At 54.1% G+C, this 20,912-nt stretch carries 22 protein-coding genes; 4 read left to right on the top strand and 18 right to left on the bottom strand.

Annotated elements, in window-relative coordinates; genetic code table 11:
• The first annotated feature begins 115 nt into the window (after positions 1 to 115).
• Positions 116 to 919, top strand: coding sequence for an Rpn family recombination-promoting nuclease/putative transposase (locus tag SYN7336_RS22100; RefSeq protein ID WP_017328126.1), 804 nt, complete (start codon positions 116 to 118; stop codon positions 917 to 919).
• A gap of 99 nt (positions 920 to 1,018) precedes the next feature.
• On the opposite strand, the gene SYN7336_RS22095 is transcribed toward SYN7336_RS22100, so the two are convergent.
• The 13 genes from SYN7336_RS22095 to SYN7336_RS22030 all read right to left on the bottom strand — a co-directional run bounded on the left by SYN7336_RS22095 (position 1,019) and on the right by SYN7336_RS22030 (position 15,170).
• Entirely contained in the window at positions 1,019 to 1,861 is an 843-nt protein-coding gene (locus tag SYN7336_RS22095) for an ABC transporter ATP-binding protein (protein WP_017328125.1), read from the bottom strand.
• A 49-nt stretch (positions 1,862 to 1,910) separates the two neighbouring features.
• The gene (locus SYN7336_RS22090; RefSeq protein WP_017328124.1) at positions 1,911 to 2,771 is read right to left on the bottom strand and encodes an ABC transporter permease; all 861 of its coding nucleotides are present in this window, start codon (positions 2,769 to 2,771) and stop codon (positions 1,911 to 1,913) included.
• A 113-nt stretch (positions 2,772 to 2,884) separates the two neighbouring features.
• A complete protein-coding gene (locus SYN7336_RS27275) occupies positions 2,885 to 4,351 on the bottom strand; it encodes an ABC transporter substrate-binding protein (protein ID WP_038026188.1) in 1,467 nt (488 codons plus the stop codon).
• A 517-nt stretch (positions 4,352 to 4,868) separates the two neighbouring features.
• Entirely contained in the window at positions 4,869 to 5,573 is a 705-nt protein-coding gene (locus tag SYN7336_RS22080; RefSeq protein WP_017328122.1) for a sulfite exporter TauE/SafE family protein, read from the bottom strand.
• A gap of 55 nt (positions 5,574 to 5,628) precedes the next feature.
• Positions 5,629 to 7,296 (bottom strand): serine/threonine-protein kinase, encoded by a 1,668-nt coding sequence (locus tag SYN7336_RS28420; RefSeq protein WP_017328121.1) that lies wholly within the window; start codon positions 7,294 to 7,296, stop codon positions 5,629 to 5,631.
• A gap of 73 nt (positions 7,297 to 7,369) precedes the next feature.
• Entirely contained in the window at positions 7,370 to 7,732 is a 363-nt protein-coding gene (locus SYN7336_RS22070) for a hypothetical protein (protein ID WP_017328120.1), read from the bottom strand.
• Positions 7,729 to 9,678: an FHA domain-containing protein gene (locus SYN7336_RS22065; protein ID WP_017328119.1), complete on the bottom strand. Its 1,950-nt coding sequence runs from the start codon at positions 9,676 to 9,678 to the stop codon at positions 7,729 to 7,731. The genes SYN7336_RS22070 and SYN7336_RS22065 overlap by 4 nt, the downstream gene beginning before the upstream one ends.
• A gap of 135 nt (positions 9,679 to 9,813) precedes the next feature.
• Positions 9,814 to 10,509 carry an FHA domain-containing protein gene (locus SYN7336_RS28415; RefSeq protein ID WP_017328118.1) on the bottom strand — a complete coding sequence of 232 codons (696 nt, stop codon included), beginning with the start codon at positions 10,507 to 10,509 and terminating at the stop codon, positions 9,814 to 9,816.
• A 112-nt stretch (positions 10,510 to 10,621) separates the two neighbouring features.
• The gene (locus SYN7336_RS22050; RefSeq protein ID WP_017328117.1) at positions 10,622 to 11,530 is read right to left on the bottom strand and encodes an adenylate/guanylate cyclase domain-containing protein; all 909 of its coding nucleotides are present in this window, start codon (positions 11,528 to 11,530) and stop codon (positions 10,622 to 10,624) included.
• Positions 11,531 to 11,739: 209 nt separating this feature from the next.
• The gene (locus tag SYN7336_RS22045) at positions 11,740 to 13,095 is read right to left on the bottom strand and encodes an IS4 family transposase (protein WP_017324427.1); all 1,356 of its coding nucleotides are present in this window, start codon (positions 13,093 to 13,095) and stop codon (positions 11,740 to 11,742) included.
• Positions 13,096 to 13,334: 239 nt separating this feature from the next.
• Complete coding sequence (locus SYN7336_RS22040; protein WP_017328116.1) at positions 13,335 to 13,847, bottom strand: toll/interleukin-1 receptor domain-containing protein; 513 nt, start codon at positions 13,845 to 13,847, stop codon at positions 13,335 to 13,337.
• A 330-nt stretch (positions 13,848 to 14,177) separates the two neighbouring features.
• Positions 14,178 to 14,876: a pirin family protein gene (locus SYN7336_RS22035; protein ID WP_026101224.1), complete on the bottom strand. Its 699-nt coding sequence runs from the start codon at positions 14,874 to 14,876 to the stop codon at positions 14,178 to 14,180.
• A gap of 57 nt (positions 14,877 to 14,933) precedes the next feature.
• The gene (locus SYN7336_RS22030) at positions 14,934 to 15,170 is read right to left on the bottom strand and encodes a CDGSH iron-sulfur domain-containing protein (protein ID WP_017328114.1); all 237 of its coding nucleotides are present in this window, start codon (positions 15,168 to 15,170) and stop codon (positions 14,934 to 14,936) included.
• 178 nt (positions 15,171 to 15,348) lie between these two features.
• On the opposite strand from SYN7336_RS22030, the gene SYN7336_RS22025 reads away from it, so the two are divergent.
• Positions 15,349 to 15,711, top strand: coding sequence for a helix-turn-helix domain-containing protein (locus tag SYN7336_RS22025; protein ID WP_038026187.1), 363 nt, complete (start codon positions 15,349 to 15,351; stop codon positions 15,709 to 15,711).
• On the opposite strand, the gene accC is transcribed toward SYN7336_RS22025, so the two are convergent.
• Positions 15,704 to 17,095 (bottom strand): acetyl-CoA carboxylase biotin carboxylase subunit, encoded by a 1,392-nt coding sequence (gene accC / locus SYN7336_RS22020; RefSeq protein ID WP_051039860.1) that lies wholly within the window; start codon positions 17,093 to 17,095, stop codon positions 15,704 to 15,706. The genes SYN7336_RS22025 and accC overlap by 8 nt on opposite strands.
• Before the next feature lie 114 nt (positions 17,096 to 17,209).
• Between accC and SYN7336_RS32075 the strand changes: the two genes are divergently transcribed.
• Together SYN7336_RS32075 and SYN7336_RS22010 are read left to right on the top strand one after the other, a co-directional pair.
• Complete coding sequence (locus SYN7336_RS32075; RefSeq protein WP_017328111.1) at positions 17,210 to 17,353, top strand: hypothetical protein; 144 nt, start codon at positions 17,210 to 17,212, stop codon at positions 17,351 to 17,353.
• Positions 17,354 to 17,415: 62 nt separating this feature from the next.
• Entirely contained in the window at positions 17,416 to 17,685 is a 270-nt protein-coding gene (locus SYN7336_RS22010) for a hypothetical protein (protein ID WP_017328110.1), read from the top strand.
• Positions 17,686 to 17,794: 109 nt separating this feature from the next.
• Here the strand turns inward: SYN7336_RS22010 and SYN7336_RS22005 are convergent, their stop codons facing one another.
• The 4 genes from SYN7336_RS22005 to SYN7336_RS21990 form a co-directional block, all read right to left on the bottom strand.
• A complete protein-coding gene (locus SYN7336_RS22005; RefSeq protein ID WP_026101223.1) occupies positions 17,795 to 18,253 on the bottom strand; it encodes a copper chaperone Copz family protein in 459 nt (152 codons plus the stop codon).
• Positions 18,250 to 18,492 (bottom strand): mercury resistance system transport protein MerF, encoded by a 243-nt coding sequence (gene merF, locus SYN7336_RS22000; protein ID WP_017328108.1) that lies wholly within the window; start codon positions 18,490 to 18,492, stop codon positions 18,250 to 18,252. Before merF ends, SYN7336_RS22005 begins: the two co-directional genes overlap by 4 nt.
• Before the next feature lie 81 nt (positions 18,493 to 18,573).
• The gene (locus SYN7336_RS21995) at positions 18,574 to 19,605 is read right to left on the bottom strand and encodes a ParA family protein (protein WP_017328107.1); all 1,032 of its coding nucleotides are present in this window, start codon (positions 19,603 to 19,605) and stop codon (positions 18,574 to 18,576) included.
• Positions 19,602 to 20,792, bottom strand: coding sequence for an ATP-binding protein (locus SYN7336_RS21990; RefSeq protein ID WP_017328106.1), 1,191 nt, complete (start codon positions 20,790 to 20,792; stop codon positions 19,602 to 19,604). Before SYN7336_RS21990 ends, SYN7336_RS21995 begins: the two co-directional genes overlap by 4 nt.
• Between the last annotated feature and the right edge of the window lie 120 nt (positions 20,793 to 20,912).

Genomic DNA, 20,912 nt, shown 5'->3' with positions numbered 1-20,912 from the left:
GTTAACAGCGTTAGTGAGGGGGACTAAAAGGTGCCTCATTAAAACTACAGGTTTCTGACTAGGCTTGGTTTAACATCAATAGCCTGTGGGGCTTTGAGGTGAGATTGTTGAACTCGTGAAGACAGATTCTATCTTTTACCGGCTGTTCGCAGTCTATCCCGCCAGCTTCTTCGAGCTGGTCGGCTTACCGGCTGAAGAGACCCAATCCTACCGGTTTGATTCTGTGGAGGTGAAGCAGACAGCCTTTCGCATCGATGGTGTCTTTCTCCCCCTCGGCCCCCAGCACCCCATATTGTTCTGTGAGGTTCAGTTCCAATCGGACCCCAATCTCTACAAGCGACTGTTCTCAGAGATCTTCCTCTACCTTCGCCACGAAAGCTCTACCGTCACTTGGCGAGCGGTGGTGTTGTTTGCCCGCCGCAGTATCGAACCCAGTAACAGGATTAATTACCAGCCCCTATTGGACAGTCCTTACGTGCAGCGACTGTATTTGGATGAGCTGGAGGAAAAAGAAGAAACTCTGGGGGTAGGAAGAGTGCGATTGGCGATCGAGTCGGAAGAGGCTGCAGGCGACCGTGCCCGCCAATTATTGGCGAGAGCCCAGCAGGTGACTGATGCGGTCCTGCGGCGAGAGATCGTAGAATTGATTGAGATTGTGCTGGTGTATAAGTTCCCTCGTCTGAGTCGAGAGGAGATTGAAGCTATGTTGGGTTTGAGCGATTTGAAGCAGACTAAAGTCTACCAAGAAGCCTTAGCAGAAGGTCGCGAAGAAGGCCGCGAGGAAGGAATTCATCAAGGATTGCTGCAGGTAGCGAGGGAGATGTTGGCGAATGGCATGTCTGTCGATCGAGTAAGCCAATTGACGAAATTGTCGAGGGAAGAAGTTCTGCAGCTCGAACAATCGATCGCTGAAGGATAGTTCGAGCTGAGTTTCACTCAAAGCCCTCGCGAAGCATGGCATCAGCCATCATTTTGGCAGAGGGGACCAATCAATAGGGTTTCGAGTGGCAGCCAGACATCAGGCTAGGTCAGTCCCATTCATACTCTTGAGGGTTTCTTCGCGGATCAGTTCGAATACCTGACGGTTTAAATGGGTAAATTCGGGGGTCAGCATGTCGTCGATATGGCGGGGACGCTGCAGGGGAATCTCGACTTCAGCCTTAATGCGGCCGGGTTTCACGCCCATGACTAAAATACGATCGCCCAAAAAGACCGCTTCCTCAATATCGTGAGTCACAAACACAATCGTGGTCTTGCACTCATCCCAAATGTCGAGCAACAACTCTTGCATCATGTGTCGAGTTTGGGCATCCAGGGCGGCAAAGGGCTCGTCCATGAGCAGAACGGAGGGAGAGTTGACCAGAGCCCGAATAATGCTGGCCCGCTGCTGCATCCCTCCCGAAAGCTGGTGGGGATAGGCATTGCGGTAATGGTATAATCCCACGCGGTTGAGATAGTTATTGACGATTTCTCGTCGCTCTGCTCTGGGAACGCGCCGAAACTTCAAGCCCAGTTCGACATTTTGAAAGGTTGTTTTCCAGGGCAAAAGGGAATATTGCTGAAACACAAAACCACGATCGGCCCCAGGCTTAGTGACCTGACGGCCATCTACCGCCACCGAGCCTTGGGTGGGGGCCACAAAACCGGCGATCGCGTTCAGCAATGTAGATTTCCCGCAGCCCGAAGGGCCGAGCAAACAAGCAAACTCTCCCGGTCGGACTCGAAACTGGACCGATCTGAGGACTTCATTCAGTCCGCCTCGATGCTTAAACGAAATAGATAAGGCCCGAACTTCTACTAACCCTTTCGTCAGATTTAAGGAAGAAGCTGGAATAGTTTGTAAAACGTTTTGAGTAATCATTCTCTATCTCAGACATGCAATGGCAGACATCGATCGACCCCACAAACACCTATACCCCTTTCTTCTCCAAAGTTCTCCAGGGCATCAGGCTAGCCATGACGCGATCCACGACCCAAGAACTCAAGGCCCCCATTAAACCAATCGCCAGCATACCCATGACAATCGGCGGGAAATTAGAAGTAACGTAGGATTCCCAGGTGATATAGCCAACGCCATAGCGACCGGCCAAGATCTCGGCAGTCACTAAACAAAACCAGGCATTACCCATGCCAATCGTCAAGCCACTGGCAATGCTCGGCAAAGCTCCCGGAATCACGATGTCTTTAAACACATCCCAGGGTTTAGCCCCCAAGCATTGCCCCACCCTCAGCAGCACTGTATCGCCGAGCATACTCTCTACCCCCCGAATGGTCGCGATTAGAATCGGGAAAAACCCCCCAATAAACGTGATATAAATCATGCCAGATTCGGCAGACGGGAACATCAATATGGCTAGCGGAATCCAGGCTACAGCGGGTATGGGGCGCAAGATTTCTAGAGGGGGGAGCAATAAGTCTTCCACGGTTTGGAAGGAACCGATCGCAATTCCTAAGGTGACCGCTAACGTGGCGGCGATCGCGTAGCCAATCAGGACTCTAGTAATACTCGATCTAAAATGGACGAACGGATCGTCAGAGAGGAATTCAATTGTGGCTGAAAATACCTCGGTCGGTGATGGGACAAATTGAAAATTAATCAGCAGATTAAAGTTGGCGATGCAAAGAATTTGCCAAATCCCAAAAAAGAGAATCAGCGACAGAGTTCGACGCGCCAGCTTATTTTTAGCAAGCTTGAATCTCAAGCTCACGAGAGCCTGATGCATACTCTCAAGCAATTCGGCAGTGGCAGGGGAGGTTTTGGACAGCGTCATAAGCAGAGCCAAGGTCAGAAATTGAAGAACCTCACAGAGCCAATCGCTTTGAGGGAGCCACTGACTCTAGCAAGGTAATCGAGTTCAATCGGCCAAAGTGTAATGGAGAACACCTACTCAGCCAGATCCCGGTTGGCGATTTCCTGACTGGCAGTGACAGCCTCCTGCAGAGCTCTGAAGTCAGTCACTTCAGCCCCCACTGAAGCCGCATAGCTGTCGGCATCCTCTTTCAGCAGGAACGCAGAAATTTCCTCGCCATCGCGGACGTAGTAGGAGTTTTCAGCAAAGAGCTTCCAGCCATTCTCGCGATCGTGGACGAACATGACATCCGCTGCTTTGCCCTCATCCAGCAACTGTGCCAAGCCACCGATCATGTTTTGAATCGAAGCGAAGTGAGTGACCGTTTCTTCTCCTTGAACCCAAAACTGTGCCGCCATCTTCGGATCTTCAATCGGTTCGCTGGTCAAGGCATCACTACCTTCAATCTGATAGTTTTGACCGGCAGCAACCACTTCGTCGTAGCCGAGCCCCATCTCTGCCATCGCCTGCGTGAGGAAGCTCTCGTCCACCCAGCCATTGACATCTTCGGGATTGATACCTTCGTCAACTTTGCCTAAAGAAATCAAGGTGGCAATGCTACTTTGCAGCGCTTCTAAATGAACGGGACGAATGGTGGGATCTAAAGGCTGTAAACCAGAAGGCCCTAAAAACATATAGACCACTTCTTTATCGATGCCAGACCAATCTTCAATCTGGGCTGAAATGGCTTCGGGACTGTCGCGAAATGTCTGATTAGCCTCAAGCATTGCTTTGAGGAAAGCAACCACAATTTCGGGATGCTCTCGGGCAAAATCGCTACGCACTACAATGCCGTGTAGGGTCGGGACGCCGGTTTGAGCGCCATCAAAGATCTTTCTGGCAAACCCTCGGAAGGGGAATAGTTCCCCAAACGGCACAAAATCTGCATGAGCGTCAATTTGTCCCGTGCGCAGACTGGTGCCACCCACCTCTGGGGCTTGACTGATCAGTCTGACATCATTTTCTGGATCGATTCCAGCATCTTGAAGAGCCTTGAGCACCATCCCGTGGGCAGCTGAACCAAATGGAACAGAAATCGTCGCACCCTCTAAATCTTCTAACGACGTTACATCGCTAGCCTTGGGCACGACAACTGCGTTCCCCGCACCATTTGGGCTGTAGGCTAACGTACCGATGTAGATTGATTCGATGTCACTTTCCTGGCGAAAAGTAATCATATTAATTACAGCAGGGAAATCCCCCATCAAGCCAATATCGATCTGATTGGCCAGCATCTTATTGGTGATGGGCGGGCCAGAAGTATAACTCGACCACTCGATGTTGTAGTCGACTCCTTCATACTGACCGGTGGTGGGTAGGTACTTTTCTAAGAGTTCTAATTCGCGAACGGTTGCCCCCCCCACGGCTGTGTTAATAACTTGGTCTTGCGTTCCAATTGAAATACGGATTGTTTCAGCACTGACACTGAATGCTGTAGCACCAACAATCAATAGCGATATAGCAAGACCGCGAGCCCCTTTCAAGCACCTTGTCGCAATCATTTTCTTCTCTCAAAGCCGTTAGAGTTGAGCCCATTGAATCGGCATTCACTCGATGACTTTGTGATACTCGATACCGATCGCCGCATTCAGCCATAACATTGATTTTTCGAGCGATATCTAAAACTTATTTATAGCGATCTCTCAGAAGTTCGTAGCCATAACTGGCATAAGAAGATACTTGCATGTCGTCTTCTCGGTTTGTTTGAGATGGAGCGCGGCTCGATTGAGCGATAAAGTTTAGTTTTTAACGGTTATTCAAGGACGCCGAAGCGCCCTCACCCCCGGCCCCTCTCCCTAGGGAGAGGGGGGCAACAGCCAGGAAACAGGAAACTCTATTTTTCGTCTGGTTTCTCTGCTCTCGGCATTGGGGGGAGGGGATTGGGGGATGGGGGTAGTCCGCGATTAAACTCACGTTTTTGAGTATAGATATCCGATGCGCTGCTCGTGGCATTAGAGGATGCTCCTAAGCTACCCTTTTCGGGCTGTATCCCTTTCAGTGATGGAGCGGCCCCGCCCGTTAAACTGCGAGTCTGACTCCCAAGACAATCAGCAGTAGAAACAAGAGTCGCTCGAACCGTTTTGGGGAGAGCTTTTGGTGGATTTTACTGCCGATGAATGTGGCCGAGAGTACGGCTGGCAATGCAGCGAGATAGAGCTGAAAGATCTGTAACGTCCACAAGCCACTGAGACCGTGACTGGCGGCGATCGCCAAACCGGTCGGGAAAAAATAGCCTTGCAGAGTCGCTCGAAACTGCTCTGGAGGCCAGCGACGCAATGTTGCATAAGTGATGATGGGTGGACCGTTGGTATTGTAAGCACCGCCCAAAACCCCGGCGATGAAGCCAAACAGATAGCCCCAAAGAGGACTCTTTAAATCGGGCAACTTTGCTCCTATTAACCGATACAGTCCAAACAACACTAAGAATCCGCCTAAGATTCTCAACACTAACGATTCGGGGACAATTTTGAGCAGCAGGAGTCCAATCGGTATGCCGATGAGGCTCGCGATAAACAGTTGGCGAGCAGCTTTAAAATCGATCGCGCTCCAGGTCGAAACAAAGATTGCCAGTGCCGAACTCGTCGCCACGAGTGCGAATAAAGGGGTCGCCATTTTGACCCCTAAGCTCAGCGATAACAATGGCATGGCAATTAGTGCATCGCCGAATCCAAAGGTGGCACGAATTAGGGTGGCGAAAAAGAAGATGGCGAGAGTCTGCAACATGCTCCGAGCGGGTGAGGCGATCGCCGCTAACCAGGAACGATCTCAATCGAGCGGACTAGCCTCCAGGATTGATTTCGGTCACGAGCAAACGGTAGCGCGGTCCCGTGCCCGAGCCAAGCAGATTGCCGACATAAACTTCGTAGCGACCTGCCGCCCACGGGCCTTCAATATAGGGATTGAGGCCGGAAAAACACAGGGCGCTGCCGTCGGGGGCGACGATCGCGATCGAGGTTTCTTCAGAGCTTTCCACACCGATGGCCAAATAGGTGAACGGACTCTGCAAATTGACGGCGTGATCGGGGGTGGTATCCACAAATCCAGTGCATTTTCCTGTCGGCGTTGTTACGACTCCAACAATCTGATTTGCAGCCATTGGACCGCCCACAACGCCAGTGCCCACCTGCGGATCGGGCTGAAACCCCGGATTGACTGAAATGTCGCAATAATCAAAGCCGCAGGCAGAAGCCTCTGGGGCAAAGGGATCGACGAGCGATGGGTTGTTGTTGTCGGGGTTGTCTTTAATTGGGTCGAAATTATCGACGACATCCCCGTTATCGCGGTCGAATACGCGCACGATCGCAATGAGTGCCAGCGCCAGCAAGACAGGTGTCCCCACAAAAATGGCCAGAATCCGGGGCAGTTTGGGGGTTGATGGGGAGCTGCTGTGGGGCTGGCTGCCGCTCGGACTGGCGGCTGGCGGACGGTAGGGAATGTTGCCGGGGGCGATGGGGGAACTGTTGTTGGACTCGCCGCTATTCGCTGGTGGGGCAGGAGCACTGGCCACCCCCGCTGCAGGATAATCGCTGTCTAGTGTGGTTGCGGGAATGCCGCTGGTTTCGGCGATGGTGGGGGGGATGGTGCTGCGATCGCTCTCGAAGGTGGTTGGGGGTACGGTCGCAGTACCCAAGCTCTGTTGCAGGTCGCCGAGCATCTCGTCAGCGCTGCTGTAGCGATCGCTTTGCAGGGGTTGAATCGCTTTATTGAGCACAGCGGAGAGCTGCGGGCTGACGTTGATATTGGTTTTGGGGCTGCGCCATTCCACCGCTCCAGTGCTGGGATTGGTGGGCAGGCTTTGCGGTCCTCGGGCGGTGAGGGTATAGATGGCGGTCATGCCCAAACTGAACAGATCGCTGGAGAAAACCGGGCGGCCGATCGCCTGTTCGGCAGACATAAACCCGAGGGTGCCGATCGTGATGGAGCGAGAGGCAGCCGTGCCATCGCCAGTCAGTGGCTGACCCAGCGTTTCTTTAACAGCCCCAAAGTCGATCAAGACCGGGACGCCGTCACTCGCCCGCAAGATAATATTGTCGGGTTTGATGTCGCGGTGAATGACCCCTTCTCGGTGGATATAGCAGAGAACCGGCAGGGTTTGCACCAGCAGGCGGTAGGCTTCCATCTCGCTCGAGGGGCCGGAGGTGGCGATTTTAGCGGCGAGGGTTTGGCCCTCAATATATTCCTGAACTAGATAGAATTTATCCCTTTCGGCAAAGTAGGCATAGAGTTGGGGAATTTGGGGATGGTGCTGGCCCAGCTTGTCGAGGGTAGCCGCTTCCTGTTCGAAGCGCTTGAGCACCTGCTCCACATCGACGTTTGGGAGCGGTTTGAGTTCTTTAATCACGCAGCGGGGTTTGGAGGGCAACTGCGTATCTTCGCCGAGATAGGTTTTGCCAAAGCCCCCCTCCCCTAGGTTTTGAATGACGCGGTAGCGATTGCTCAATAGCATGGCCTATCCCCAAACTCGGTCACTAGAGATACTCGATACAACAATGGCGGCAATGGCAGCGATCGCATCCACCTTACAACCAGCGACCGCCAAAAAATCGCCAGCGGGGAAACAGGATCCGCATCAGGCTTTGGGAAGCGACAAACACCGACAGCCACACCAGGCTGTAATGCAGCCAACTAAACTGAAACGGAAAGACGACCCACAGTACCAATCCTTCCCAAATACCGGCGAAGAGCTGGAGGGCGGCAGGCCAGTCGCGGTCCCAGCGAAATTTTTGCATGAGGGTATAGAGAGCATCCCAGCCCAAGCCGAAGATAAAGGCCGCCATCAGAATCGCAATGGCGTTAATCCCGAAGGGAATGGAGACAATCAGGCCAAACGTCCAAAATAGGAGGCTGCGGGTTTGCCAGCGGCCTAGCAGAGTGGGGGTCACGGGCTAATCCTCCGACGATCGGGCGCTTGGTTGGCCGCCCATGCCAGCCACTGGCAGAGGGAACCCCAGCCGTTCAGGCGGGTAATGCTAGGGGCACCCGACTCGACCATGTTATCGAGCACCCGCTGGCAGGCATATTGCAAGCCTAGAAAGCTATCGACGGCAGCATAAGGGCCGCCGAAGGCGATCGCCCCGATCGCATAGATGCGTCCGCGCGCTTGGCGCAGGGGCGTAATTTCAAAATCATTGGCCACGGCAATCCGCTTGCGGGGGTTGAGGGGGAGCTGATAGCGATCGACCAGATCTGCCAGCATGGGATTGAATTTCACCTCCGCGTCGAGTCCGGTGGCGTCGATGATGAAGTCGGCCTCGATCTCCCGCTCCCCCGCCTCTTCTTTGACTCGGGTCATCGTGCCCCCAGCAGGATTGGGTTGCACTGCAGTGACAGTGGCAAAACGAATCGAGTACCATCCCTGCGACAGAGAGCGTTCGGTCAGTTCTCGCCAGTCGCGTCGATCGGCGGTGGTGGTGCCTCCCCAGACTTTAATCAGGTCGTCTCGCGTCCGCTCGTCGGTTTGCTCCAAGACATCCCGCAAATCTCCGCCCCAGCATGCTTTGGGCCAGTTAAAAGGTTGAAATTCGAAGTGGTGGGCGACGCTGCGTTGCGCCCAGCGATAGCGATTGCCTTTGGGTTTGGGCGATCGCATTAAGTGCAACACCCGTACGTCAGCCCCCGTCTGCTGGCGGATTTCAGAGAGTCGCTGAATGATGCGAGAGGCCACGATGCCTCGCCCCCGCAACAGCACCGTACCGCCCGATTGGGCCAGTTGTTGGTAGACGTGGCTGCAATCTTCGTAGGCATTCACCACTGACTTAAAGTCGCCGTAGGTTTCGCGGTAGGTTTGCAGGTCGGGCAAAAACTGGATTTTGGGATAGCCGGTGGCGACGAGTACGTAACGGGCCAAAAGGAAGGCCGGATCGCTGCGATCTTCCGATTGGGCGTAGGCGATCGCGTAGCGGCCATCGGTGGTCTGACGAATGGATTTGACGCGACCGTAGCGCCAGATGCGATCCCAACCAATTCGGTTCGCTTCGCGATCGATCGAGTCGAACACATTGCCCGCGCGGGGGGTGTAGGTTTCGACAAATGTGGGTTCGGCAAACACCTGCCACAGATAGCGCGCTGCAGTGGCAATACTGCCGTGGGTCAAGTCGTGACAAGCTTCGCGCAGGGCATAACTGGGCCAACCCCAGATGTTGTCGGGGCAGGAATCCGAGTTGGAACGCAGGCGTTCGTGTAAGGGAATTTGGGAATTGAGACAGAGGCGTTTGTAGTTGTCGTAGGGAGCTTGCCCGCGCATGCCCAAGGCTGCGATGCGATCGACAGCGGCACCAAAAATGCGCAAATAATCGGCCCAAATATAACTGCCCAACCCCCCTCCGACGGTGGCGAAGTCAATTTCGGCAACCGGTAAGCCGCTAGCCGCGAGCTCTGCTGGGTCGATCTGTCGATCTTCTAGCAATTCCCGAGAGCTGCGCAGGCGGCGGACGAGGGGCCTGGGTTGGCCTGTCGAGGCGGCGATGGGGGGAACCTCTGCCGTACCAGCGGCGCTCGCGTAGCTGACCTGAATGGCATAGGGGCCTAGCTGCACGACGGCTCCACTGGATAATTGCGTTTGCTGAATCCGCTGTCCGTTGAGGTAGGTGCCGTTACGGCTGTTGCGATCGATCGCCATCAGGCGATCGCCCTGCCAGTCAATCAGCAGGTGGTAGCGAGAAATATTGGTGTAGTCCAGAACAATGGGGTGGGTGGAGCGGTCTCCAAGGGTGGCAGGCAAAGCACTCGCCACTCTGCCCAAGACGATCGGCGCCCGACAGGTTGCTTGGCGCGCCAGCCCCGTATCGGGCTCGGTCCAACTGAGTGTAATGGCGATCGTGCCGGACATATTTTACCTGCCTATCTCAACTGCAATCATGAACGAGCTTGACTGAATGCGGCAATCATGGATTGCATTTCTTAAACGTTGACAGAAAAACCTGCTACATTCTGTAAATCCTCGTAAAAAAGCAAATTTAGCAGTCTAATCGGCGACAAAGGTGCTGGTGATGAGATAGCCATCAAATTTGCAAATCCAGCCCAATTGTTTGGCTTCTTCTAGCTCGTATTTGTGGCCGTTGGGGCAGGAGAACAGGCGATCTTTAACGCGATCGAGGATGGACTCGGCAGCCTCGATAGGGGTTGCTGGGGTTGGCTGGGGGATAACGGCTGGGGGCTCGGCATCCGGGCTCGGCGGGGCTTGATGCGGATTGGTGGGGGGCATGGGACTGTCGAACTGAGGCGATGCCAGATTGCCTGAAGGGGGAGAGGGATCTGCAGGGGGGGAAATCAGGGTGGGTTGTTGGCCGGGGGAGGGCTCAATGATGGTTTCTGGAACGGCGGCGATCGCTTCGACGACGATCTCGACTCGACCCAGACGAATGAGACTGCCCTGCCGGAGCCGCAGGCGATCGCCGACTAACTGACCGTCCACATAGACGGGGTTATTGGGTTTGAGATTGCGCAGATAAAAGCCATATTGACTGGTGTCGAGGGCGATCTCGGCGTGGCAGCGGGAGACAGTGCGATCGCGATCGGTGACCGAAGGCAGGACGAGATGGCATTGCTCGGGGTCGCGACCGATGCGAATGCTGCCTTGGGGTTGTGTGGCTCGATCGAGATCGACGGTGCGGGTCACCCGGAGATCGGCTTCTGTCCAAGCAAAGGTAATGTGGCTCACGATGTCCCCTTTGTGTTGCGCAGTGTGTGGCCCTCACCCCCGGCCCCTCTCCCAAGGGAGAGGGGAGGGGCAGCCTTGATAAGGAGATTCAAGCATGGTAGGCATCGATGGCTCAGTGACTGCGATCGCTGACTTCGGGGGAACGGCTGCAGAGAAACTGAATTGCTCCCGGTTCTTCGGGTGACATTTCCTGTCCCAGTCCCAACCAACCACTGCCTTTCAATACCAATTCTTCCCAACGGACGAAGGTGGGTTGCTCGGAGTCGAGATAGACGAAGGTACCGTTGGTGCTGCGATCGATCAGGACGATTTTGTTGCGGCGAAATTCAATCCGAACGTGTTGGCGGGAGACCAGATCGCGGTTGACCCTGAGATCGTTCTCTTCCACCCGACCGATGGTTAAACTGGGGCGATCTCGATCCACCCGTTCGGTGCGATCGCCCAAGCGCACTTCTATGGCGGCACAGGTTTGCTTGGCTGTGCCCACCTCGAATCGAGCAATGGTGAGTCCTTCTTTTTGCCAAATCAGTTGCCACGCTTCCACTTGTTCCCGCTTGCCTTTGACGAACAACTGCCCTACGGGGCGGGTCATCTCTTGCCATTGAGGCGGCAATGTCTCAATCGTCTCTCGGGTGGTCAAAATTTGATTGACATTGGCATCTTCGGCTAGGCGGGCGGCGATGTTGACGGCATCCCCAAACAGATCTTCGTCTTGGGCGATCGCGGAGCCGCAGTTTAAACCCACCCGCAATCCCGAGCGAATCGACCCCGCTCGGAAGTAGTCGGTCAGTTGGGCTTGCATTTCGCAGGCGGCTCGACAGGCGTCTTCGGGGCGATCGAAGGCGGCCATAATGCCATCTCCCAAGAGTTTGAGGGGTTTGCCATTGCAATCTCGCACGATCGCGCTCATTTGCATTAACGATGCTCCAATGGTGCGCTGGGCGTCGCGATCGCCCAGTGTTTCGTAGAGGGTCGTGCTGTTGCAGATATCTGCAAAAAGGACGGTTATGCGATCGTTCACTGAGGCCACCGGTTACCGATCGGCTGGGAGCGATCGGTCTTTGCGCTCAGCCTAGCAAGTTCGGGCTGCTTGTCGATAACTCAATCTTGCAGGTGCAGGAGGATCGCTCGCTCGAATAAATACCTGAGTTGGATGGCTCTGGCCCTCACCCCCGGCCCCTCTCCCCAGGGCTATCCATTAGGCAAAAGTAGCTGAACCATAGACAGGCACTAGCTTTGAGAAGCCAGTTGAGCCCCTTCAAGCAAATGGTGGAGTTTGGTCAGCCCTCGCCAAAGCGTCTTCAATCCAGGGTTGCCATCGCCCTTGCGAGCCAAGAAGCCTCCCAATCGAGCAATCCACAGCATTGCCTGTTGCAGAGTGGGTGGCTTTTGAGAGCGACTTTTCGGCACAAACTTGCGTCGTAACAGCCGCCATTCAGCAGGCTGTAAAACGAGCTCACAGGAGGCTTGCGGGGTGAGTCGAGCGCGGTAGGTCAGCCACATCAATCGCCAAGCTACAACGTTGTAGGTTGCCAGAGCCTTGAGCAAGCGCTCATAGCTTTGCAGTTGGAGCTGTTCGATGCCACAGCCACTTTTGAGGGTGAAGTGAAACCGCTCAATCAGCCAGCGGTAGCTATACCAGCGGATGCACTGACAGACCTGCTCGAAGCTCTCAACTGGCAAGCTGGTCAGCAGAAACCAGCGAATCGGCTGAGCGCCATCATCAGGGGGGACGGTTTCTTCCACGAAGATGGCATTGAGGCGCACGGGCTCTAAGCTCGCGGCTTTGAGGTGATGCGATGGCACCTCCAGCGTCACCGCCATCGCCCGCACCTGCAACTGGGCAATGCGGGCCGCTCGCTTGGGATTACGCTGCACTTGCAGGCTCATCGCTCCCAAGACTGGGGCTTGTTCGAGGGTGGGGATGAACTTGCCCAGCTCGTGGCTAAGTTTGCGATTGTGCCTTGCGCGGATGAGTAACTCCCTGTTGTCCGCACGGGGATGGGCAAACAGTTCGAAGATGTCTGCTTCTCGATCGCCAATATGAACCACTTGCTCTTGGCCCGCGAGCTCTCGCTCTACGGCTGCGAGAGTTGCTATCCAGCGATAGCTTTCCTTTTGCTCGATGGGAGTCACTGAGCGTTTTTCTTTCTTCCCGCGCCGCTGTTTGCGATTCCAGATGAATTGACTCAACAGACCTAAGGGTTCTCCCTCGCCGCTCACCGCAAAACAACTGTGGACTTTGATTCCCTGTTGATGGCTTTGATTGATGAAGCCCAGCCCTTCGGTCTGGGGGTGAGTGGTGAAGTCGAAATCCGTTGTGTCTTGAATGGCCAGCACCGTCTTGCCCGTGAGGGCCCGCCTGACCACTCCATCACGATGACTGTCCAGAATGCTGCTCGTGCTCACCTTCGGGTTGGCCCAAAATCGATAGGTTCCTTGGGCCACTGAGGCATTCCCACTCGCCTGAGGCACGCTCGCTGTGGGCTGCTCACTCAAGTCTGTGACGATCTGCCCCAACCGCTTTGCATGTCGCAAATCGGCGAAGTGGATCGGGTTGATTTCTTGGCTGACCCAATCTTGCATGGTTTCTCTCCCTCCGGCTACAACTGCTTCAGTCTCTACTGCAGTTTATAATCCAGTCACAGTAAGCTCTCCATCGACTTGTGCCTAATGGATAGCTCCCCAGGGAGAGGGGAGCAACAGCCTCAAATCCGCAATTTATCGTTTTATTCCCTTTTCCTCAAACTTACGGCTGACGCCACGCTTCGCGAGAGGGGAAAGGTTTAGGGGATGGGGACCAGACATCTGTCGAACTGACGTAATCAATGGATCGTTGCTGCGGATGAGTCATATCTCGCTGCAGTGCAGTGATATCTCAGTGCGTTGGAGTGATATCTCGCTGCGGTGGAGCCCCCTGCCAACACAACAGCAGTCGCGCCTCCACTGAGAGCTTCATCCTCTTCCTCTGGCAAGCCCAAATCTCTTGCCTTGCGCTGCCAATACTGCTTCTCTCGGGCAATCGCAAAATCTAACAACTGCTCGCGATCGCCAATTCTCTCCCCCAACACCGCCGCCAACGCCGCCGTATATTCCTGCCGCACCCAATCCGACTGCGCCGCAGACTTCGACCACATCAGCCAAACCAGATCGGCCCCTTCCACCTCCCGCCGCAATTGCTCCGGCCAAGCCGAACCCGCCAGAATACTGTCGCGATCGAAAAATACCGTCGCCCCAACCCCCCGCAACACGCGAGTGCGCTCTTTAGCCCAACACTCATCCTCACGCGCATAGCTAATAAAAACTTTGCCAAACGGGCGATCGGCTAACCCACTCATACCGTCACAATTTATCCGCCGCGAATGCCTCCAAAATAGCAGGCAAAGCCTCAAAAACCACCCCAACCGGCGATCGCCCTCAAAGCTTTACACCCAAAACGACCTGACAAGTGCCAGTCCCTCACACAGCCATTGCTTCCTCCCCGCAGCGTCAACCATAACTGCAGGAGCAGAAAAGCAAAAAATTACGTCCGCTTCTTCCTCCCCTCTCCCAAGGGAGAGGGGCCGGGGGTGAGGGCATGCAGGCATCGGTCAACCCTGAAAAGCTAGCAAACCCATACCTTCCAAGCCTCGCGAGCCCTCGCAGCAAAGCGATCGATCGAATTGTCCCTAAGCTAGATCGAACAACAGCAACTCAGACTCCTCACTAGCCTGCACCGTCAGCGTTCCAGCCGCCGCGATCGCCGCACCATCCCCCTCAACTAACGGCAATCCATTCAGCGCGATCGCGCCGCGAACCACCTGCAGCCAAGCGTAGCGATTCTCATTCAACTGGTGCGCGACCTTTTGTCCTGCCTCTAAAATCGCAGCAAAGATGCGAGCATCTTGATGAATGGTGACAGACCCATCCCGACCGTCTGGAGAGACGATCTCTCGCAACTGATTGAGCTTCTCCGCTCGCGAAAACAGCTTCTGCTCGTACCCCGGCTGGAGCCCCCGCCGACCCGGCTCGATCCAAATTTGTAGAAACCGCACGGGATCGGTTTTCGAGTGGTTGAACTCGCTGTGCAACACCCCCGTACCCGCAGTCATGCGCTGCACGTCGCCCGGGAGAATGGTGGAGCCGTTACCCATACTGTCTCTGTGATCGAGACCGCCTTCGAGCACGTAGGAAACAATTTCCATATCGCGGTGGCCGTGGGTACCAAACCCCGCCCCCCCATCGACTCGATCTTGGTTGATGACCCGTAGAGCCCGAAAGCCCATGTGCTCGGGATCGTAGTAGTTGGCAAAAGAGAAGGTGTGATAGGAGTCGAGCCAGCCGTGGTTGGCATGGCCGCGATCGCCAGATTTACGCAGAGTAATCACGGTCACCTCCTGGCAGATATCCGTGTATCCGTGGGTGAGGGGAATGCAGTCAAGATTTTAGAGTTTAGCGTGGCTGCCGTCGCAATAGGGGGCATTGTCAGTGTGCTTGCAATTGCACAATGCCACTTTGGCAGTCTCTTCTAGGGCAAATTCCTGGGGTGCAAACTCAGTGCCGGAATGGGAGCCGTCACAGAAGGGCTGACTGCCGGACTGACCGCAAGCACACCAATAATAGGTGCCGGATTCTAGAGTTGTCACGCTGGGCTTGCGATCGGCAATAACGGGTTCGCTCATGAATTTCTGTCCTGAAAGATGGGGTAAATTCGAGATCGGGATATCGCGTTTGCAGTTGGCGAATTCCCATGCATTCAATCTACAATGACACAGAGAAAAGTGTAAGTATGCACTTTTTAGTAAGGTACTTACCCAAAAGAAACTATTGAGCCAAAACAAAACTATTGAGGCCCATCCGATGGCGAATTCGTCAGGCCCAACTGAAAAAGCCTCCTGCCCGGTGGAGATTGCCCTCAAGGCGATCGGCGGGCGCTGGAAAGTGTTGATCTTGCGAGAACTGTTTGAGGGCACGCGGCGGTTTAACCAACTCCACCGCGCCCTGACCGGCATTACGCAAAAAATGCTGACCCAGCAACTGCGCGAGTTGGAAGCGGATGGCATCATCCATCGGGAGGTGTACAAACAAGTGCCCCCCAAAGTGGAATATTCCCTCACAGAAGCGGGTCGCCAGTTGAAGCCAGTGTTGAATGCGATGCATCAGTGGGGGCTGGATCGTGCCAGCGATCGCGACCTGCCCCTGCCCGATCTGCGCGCTATTTAGACTCCGGCAACATGTGCTTCTGAATGAAATTGGTGTAGACCTCCGCCGCCAAGAAGGCCTCGTTGTGCAGAATCTTTTGGTGGAAATTAATCGTCGTGGGCACGCCGGTAATGGCACATTCCCCCAAGGCCCGCCGCATGCGTTGAATGGCCGACTGGCGATCGGGTCCCCAGACGATCAGCTTGCCGATCAGGGAGTCATAGTTGGGGGGGATGGAGTAGTCGGTATAGATATGGGAATCGACCCGGACGCCGGGGCCGCCGGGAGGGAGATAGGCGCTGATTTTGCCGGGGTGGGGGCGAAAATCGCGATCGGGCTCTTCGGCGTTGATGCGGCACTCGATCGCGTGACCCATCAGCGGCACATCTGCCTGCTTCCAGCGGAGTTTCTCGCCCCGCGCCACCCGCAATTGCTCGGCAATTAAGTCAAGGCCAGTAATCATTTCGGTGACGGGATGTTCCACCTGAATGCGGGTATTCATCTCCATGAAGTAAAAGTTACCGTGTTTATCCACGAGGAACTCGACGGTGCCCGCTCCGACATAGTTAATCGCCTTGGCCACCCGCACGGCAGCCTTTCCCATTGCCTGTCGCAGGCGATCGGTCAGGGCGGGGCTGGGGGCTTCTTCCAGCAGCTTTTGGTGGCGGCGTTGGATGGAGCAGTCCCGCTCGTGCAGGTGAATGGCGTTGCCGTAGCTGTCGCTCAAAATTTGAAATTCGATGTGGCGGGGGTTTTCGACAAATTTTTCGATGTAGACGCCCCCATTGCCAAAGGCGGCTTCGGCTTCCCCTTGGGCAGTGCGCATCATGCCCAGCAGGTCGTCGGCACTCCAGGCCACCCGCATACCGCGACCGCCGCCGCCTGCGGTGGCTTTGATGATGACGGGGTAGCCAATCGCTTCTGCAGTGGCGATCGCCGCTTTGTCCGATTCAATCAGGCCGGGGCTGCCGGGGACGGTGGGTACTTTGGCGGCCTGCATGGTGGCGCGGGCGGTGGCTTTGTCTCCCATGTTGCGAATGTTTTCCGGGCGCGGCCCCACAAAGGTGATGTTGTGATCGGCGCATATTTCGGCGAAGCGGGCGTTTTCGGCTAAGAAGCCGTAGCCGGGGTGGATGGCGTCAGCTCCGGTGGTGAGGGCGGCGGAGATAATGTTAGGGATGTTGAGGTAGCTGCGGTTGCTGGGGGGCTCGCCCACGCAGACGGCTTCGTCGGCCAGTTGGACGGGAAGGGAGTCGCGATCGGCAGTGGAATAGACGGCAACGGTGGCGATTCCCAGTTCGGCGCAGGTGCGAATGATGCGAAGGGCGATTTCGCCACGATTGGCGATCAGTAGCTTTTGAATGGGTTGAACGGTCAATGCCCTGCGCCTGATTGGGACAGTCATAAATCCTAGCACGCGGGCTGGGCTGGAGGGGAGTTTTGGGTTATTGGCGGCGCGTCAGGATATTGGGCTGGGGATCTCTGGCTGGGGGTGGTGTCTTTAAATTAGGCGTTTGGCATGAAAGTTCAAGTGGTTATTTTCGATGGGTTTGACGAGTTGGATGCGATCGCCCCTTTCGAGGTGTTGAGGACGGCGGTGGAGATGGCTGCGGTGGAGTTGGAGTTGGAGTACGAGCGGAGAGGGACAGTTTGGCGACGGTAGGGGCTGAGGGGCGATCGCGTTGGGTGTGTTAGTTTCTGGGTGGCTGGTTAGGATTCAAGACGATGGCTGAGTTAACGATTGCGGTTCCCGATGAATGGATTGAGGCGCTGGAGCAAGTAGATCGCGAGTTGCTTCAGGCGATTGTTCTGGGGGCTTTGAAACAGCATTTGAATCGGGACGTTGTGCCGTTCGACATTAGTCAAACCAGTACTTGGGAGTTGTGTGGGGCAATTGAGGTACCTGCTAGAGAGGGCGAAGTGGGCGATCGCCGGGAAGAAGGAACGACTAACTATGCTGAATCGGTTGATGATGTTCTGTACGATCGCCTGTGACTCGTGCGGTTCTGGTCGATACGTCTGCTTTAATTGCTTTTTTTGTGGGCTCGGAACAGCATCACAGGGCAGTGCGAAATTATTTTGGGGCTTCCTGCAACACCAGTGTTCATCGATCTGACATAGAGGCGATCGCCGCTCGCACATTGGCCAAACAACAGCGCCCCTGAGGGTTATTCACCTCACAACCGCACTGACGAGCTTTAACGCGCTCGGAGATGAATTCACACACATCAATGGGATCGCTCTGGGCGATCGCCTGCCGCATCCGCTGCCGCGTCCAACCAAAGCAATAGCAAACCGGCACATCTTCCCCCCCCTCTTTTTGGCAAACCGGCACTTTCACATCAACCGTTGTGAAGGTCTGCCCCTGTGGCGAAAAATAGACCACCTCGCAGGCGGGGCTAGAACAAAAACTATAGGATTGTTGAGGCTCGAAATGTATGAGAGCAGCAGGGCTGAGTAGACTTTTCAGGGTAATCGGCTGCACGGGTTGCCCCAAACTGCCATCAATCGGACAAATCCTTTGAGTCCGGGACGGTTGAGACACGCTACAACATTCACTCATCTCAAATCTTCTCCTTGCTTGCCAGACTCCTGGTAACAATAACGGCGGTAGCGAAAATACGAAACAATTGAGAGCCCGACCATGACTCCCAGCGCAGGCAGCAAAACGAAATCGAGATATCCAACCCAAGCACTCAATCCCACAGCTCCAAACACCACCACTAGGATTGGGGTGAAACAACACAAAGCCACAAAGACGGTGCCAGAAATACTCGCCTGTAGAGCAGTCTTAGGATTCACGGTCTAGGTCCTCTAGCGCAATGAAATTCATGATTGGATCTGGATAGCTCCAGTAGGTAGTGAATAGCAGACAAGATCTCGTCAACCCGATTCAGATTCAGGAAGTAATGGTTCGGAAGGCAACCGCAATCCAGTCTGCTCGGCAATTTTTCGAGCTAAACACTTAAAGTCTCCATAAACATTCTTGACTGCATAAACGTGGGCACCGATCGCTCCGTCTGCAGGCTTCAGATAAAAAATTGGCTTGCGAGCCTCTTGAGCCATTGGCATCAGGCTTTGGTAATGTTTGAGTAATGCCAAGCAGTTTGGATCGTCAGCCAAAGCTACATTTGCTTTTCCATGTTTCAGAGCAACTTTATCGTTATAAATCTGGGGGATTCTCACGATCCAGCGTTGAAACGCTTTGACCGGCCGATCGAAGCGAACCCCATGTTGTAGAACAACATATCCTACAGGCTGCATTTTACCTTGTGGCAGATATAAATCTGGTGCTGGATTTTTCCTATATCTCTCTTGCCACTCCTCTCGCCATCGTTGCAGGGTCGGTCCTAAATTCTTCAGTCCCTGCAATGAAAATAGATCCGGCGACAGTGGAACTACAACATAATCGGCCGCAATTAAGGCTGCACGATTGATGGCTCCCAGATTAGGCCCTAGGTCAACCAAAACAACATCGGCACTACAGCTTTCTCTGGCTTTCGACAATAGTCGCCAGAAAGCAGAAATAATTCGAAAAGATCGCTCCTTTCGATCGAGACATCCCGGCCATTCAGCAGATAGATCGTCTTCAAATCCAGACAGTTGCAAATCTCCAACCAGAAGGTGCAATCCATCTTCGATCCTTTCTAATTGTGGCCCTGCAATGTCACCAACACCTCTAATCAGAGGTCGAATACATCGATAGACAGTATTATATGAATCATCTTCTTTCTCCCAAATTTCTTCCAATCTATCCTCATCCAAGAATGCAGCCGTAAGATTTGCTTGAGGATCGAAATCGGCTGTCACCACTCGCAATTCTAAATCGTGATACATCCACGCTAAATGATAGACAAGTGATGTTTTTCCAACTCCTCCTTTGTTGTTAAAGAAGGCAATAACTGGGATATTCATGGATGCCTCTTCACGATCGCCGACATGTAGGAATCACCAAATAAAAATTCGACAGGAGGACTGCCATTCTTCTCTAACTGTTTTTGAGCAGTTGGAATTCCTATTCCAAATCTCTGCACGTACCCCAAATTCCTCATCGCCTCAGCTAGATGCGGATTGCGATAATCGGTAATTCCCGTGCCAAAATTCCGTTCGTTAACTTGACCAAAAGGTCCGCCTGGGTTCTGAATCTCGATGCGATTTTCAAACCAATATAGCCGTATAGGAGCATTCGTTGCTTCGTAAGAGCGGTGCATAACAGCATTTCGGACCAATTGTTGTAACGCTACGATCGGATAGTCGGGTTGCCTAAGCTCGATGGGTTGCGTTGAAATATCTGAGGATACTGAAATATTAGCTTGAAGAATTTCATCCAATAATCGAAGTAAGCCTATCAAGGAGCCATTGATTTCCTTCTGATTGCGAATTGGATCGGTTAATTCCACTCCGGCAAATCTGACAAACTGAATGTACGCTCCAGGAATAAATTGTCTGGGCTCTTTACCCACCACCAAGATTCCCAGCATGGTTGGGTCCATTTCTGGCTCTGGTGTGACAAACCTTAGAGATGTGAGCTGTTGCTCGACCGATCGTTGGTTTTCTTCCAAAACATCTGGTGCTAGCGCTGATGTTAAATATTCTCTTTGAAAGAGTTTTAAATTCAGATCTTCGATGCGGGCGGATGGAAAAGGCCGCAGGTCAAATGGTAAATCTTTTGCTCGCCGCCTCTCATTTAAGCGGCGCTCTTCCTCTGGAGTTGCGATCGCACGACGAGGACCAACCCGAATCCAAGTACGACCTTTAAATCTAACGGGAGGAGCATCAGATGGCTCAACGATCGCGATCGCCAGCTCGCACCCACTGATAACTTTTTTGCCAATAGTCAAGACTGGCAATGGCAAGATATTGCCATCCGATCGCATATCGGCAAGAGTCCGAAGCAGTTCGTCAGTAATGGGTAAATCAGCACACTCACCGTCATCGTGAACCCCAATGAAAATCACTCCGGGCTGCCCATGATTTGGCAAGTCATTGGCAAAAGCACAAATTGCCTGCCGGATTTTGGCGGGATCTGAAGCCGAAGCCTTACGCTCGATCCTGTCAGATTCCAAATCTTGCAAAAGTGTGGTTAGCTCGCGGTCATCCATACGGGGGAGGGGTCATCCAGCTTTACTCAATCATACGCATTGATTTGAGTCGCGCGTGTGCCTTGCGGCCAAAGCTAGATATAGCGACCTCTTGCATGACGAGAGGTGAGTTTAGTCCCG

It is taken from the genome of Synechococcus sp. PCC 7336 (assembly GCF_000332275.1).
Classification (GTDB): domain Bacteria; phylum Cyanobacteriota; class Cyanobacteriia; order Thermostichales; family PCC-7336; genus PCC-7336.
The sequence above is the reverse complement of the archived record's forward strand: the minus strand, read 5'-3'. Positions and strand labels throughout refer to the sequence as shown.

Excerpts from the sequence above, each read along its gene's own strand:
- SYN7336_RS22095 (WP_017328125.1), bottom strand. The coding sequence starts at position 1,861 with ATGATTACTCAAAACGTTTTACAAACTATTCCAGCTTCTTCCTTAAAT.
- SYN7336_RS22090 (WP_017328124.1), bottom strand. The coding sequence starts at position 2,771 with ATGACGCTGTCCAAAACCTCCCCTGCCACTGCCGAATTGCTTGAGAGT.
- SYN7336_RS27275 (WP_038026188.1), bottom strand. The coding sequence starts at position 4,351 with ATGATTGCGACAAGGTGCTTGAAAGGGGCTCGCGGTCTTGCTATATCG.
- SYN7336_RS22080 (WP_017328122.1), bottom strand. The coding sequence starts at position 5,573 with ATGTTGCAGACTCTCGCCATCTTCTTTTTCGCCACCCTAATTCGTGCC.
- SYN7336_RS28420 (WP_017328121.1), bottom strand. The coding sequence starts at position 7,296 with ATGCTATTGAGCAATCGCTACCGCGTCATTCAAAACCTAGGGGAGGGG.
- SYN7336_RS22065 (WP_017328119.1), bottom strand. The coding sequence starts at position 9,678 with ATGTCCGGCACGATCGCCATTACACTCAGTTGGACCGAGCCCGATACG.
- SYN7336_RS22045 (WP_017324427.1), bottom strand. The coding sequence starts at position 13,095 with ATGCAAGATTGGGTCAGCCAAGAAATCAACCCGATCCACTTCGCCGAT.
- SYN7336_RS22040 (WP_017328116.1), bottom strand. The coding sequence starts at position 13,847 with ATGAGTGGGTTAGCCGATCGCCCGTTTGGCAAAGTTTTTATTAGCTAT.
- SYN7336_RS22030 (WP_017328114.1), bottom strand. The coding sequence starts at position 15,170 with ATGAGCGAACCCGTTATTGCCGATCGCAAGCCCAGCGTGACAACTCTA.
- SYN7336_RS22025 (WP_038026187.1), top strand. The coding sequence starts at position 15,349 with ATGGCGAATTCGTCAGGCCCAACTGAAAAAGCCTCCTGCCCGGTGGAG.
- accC (WP_051039860.1), bottom strand. The coding sequence starts at position 17,095 with ATGACTGTCCCAATCAGGCGCAGGGCATTGACCGTTCAACCCATTCAA.
- SYN7336_RS32075 (WP_017328111.1), top strand. The coding sequence starts at position 17,210 with ATGAAAGTTCAAGTGGTTATTTTCGATGGGTTTGACGAGTTGGATGCG.
- SYN7336_RS22010 (WP_017328110.1), top strand. The coding sequence starts at position 17,416 with ATGGCTGAGTTAACGATTGCGGTTCCCGATGAATGGATTGAGGCGCTG.
- SYN7336_RS22005 (WP_026101223.1), bottom strand. The coding sequence starts at position 18,253 with ATGAGTGAATGTTGTAGCGTGTCTCAACCGTCCCGGACTCAAAGGATT.
- SYN7336_RS21995 (WP_017328107.1), bottom strand. The coding sequence starts at position 19,605 with ATGAATATCCCAGTTATTGCCTTCTTTAACAACAAAGGAGGAGTTGGA.
- SYN7336_RS21990 (WP_017328106.1), bottom strand. The coding sequence starts at position 20,792 with ATGGATGACCGCGAGCTAACCACACTTTTGCAAGATTTGGAATCTGAC.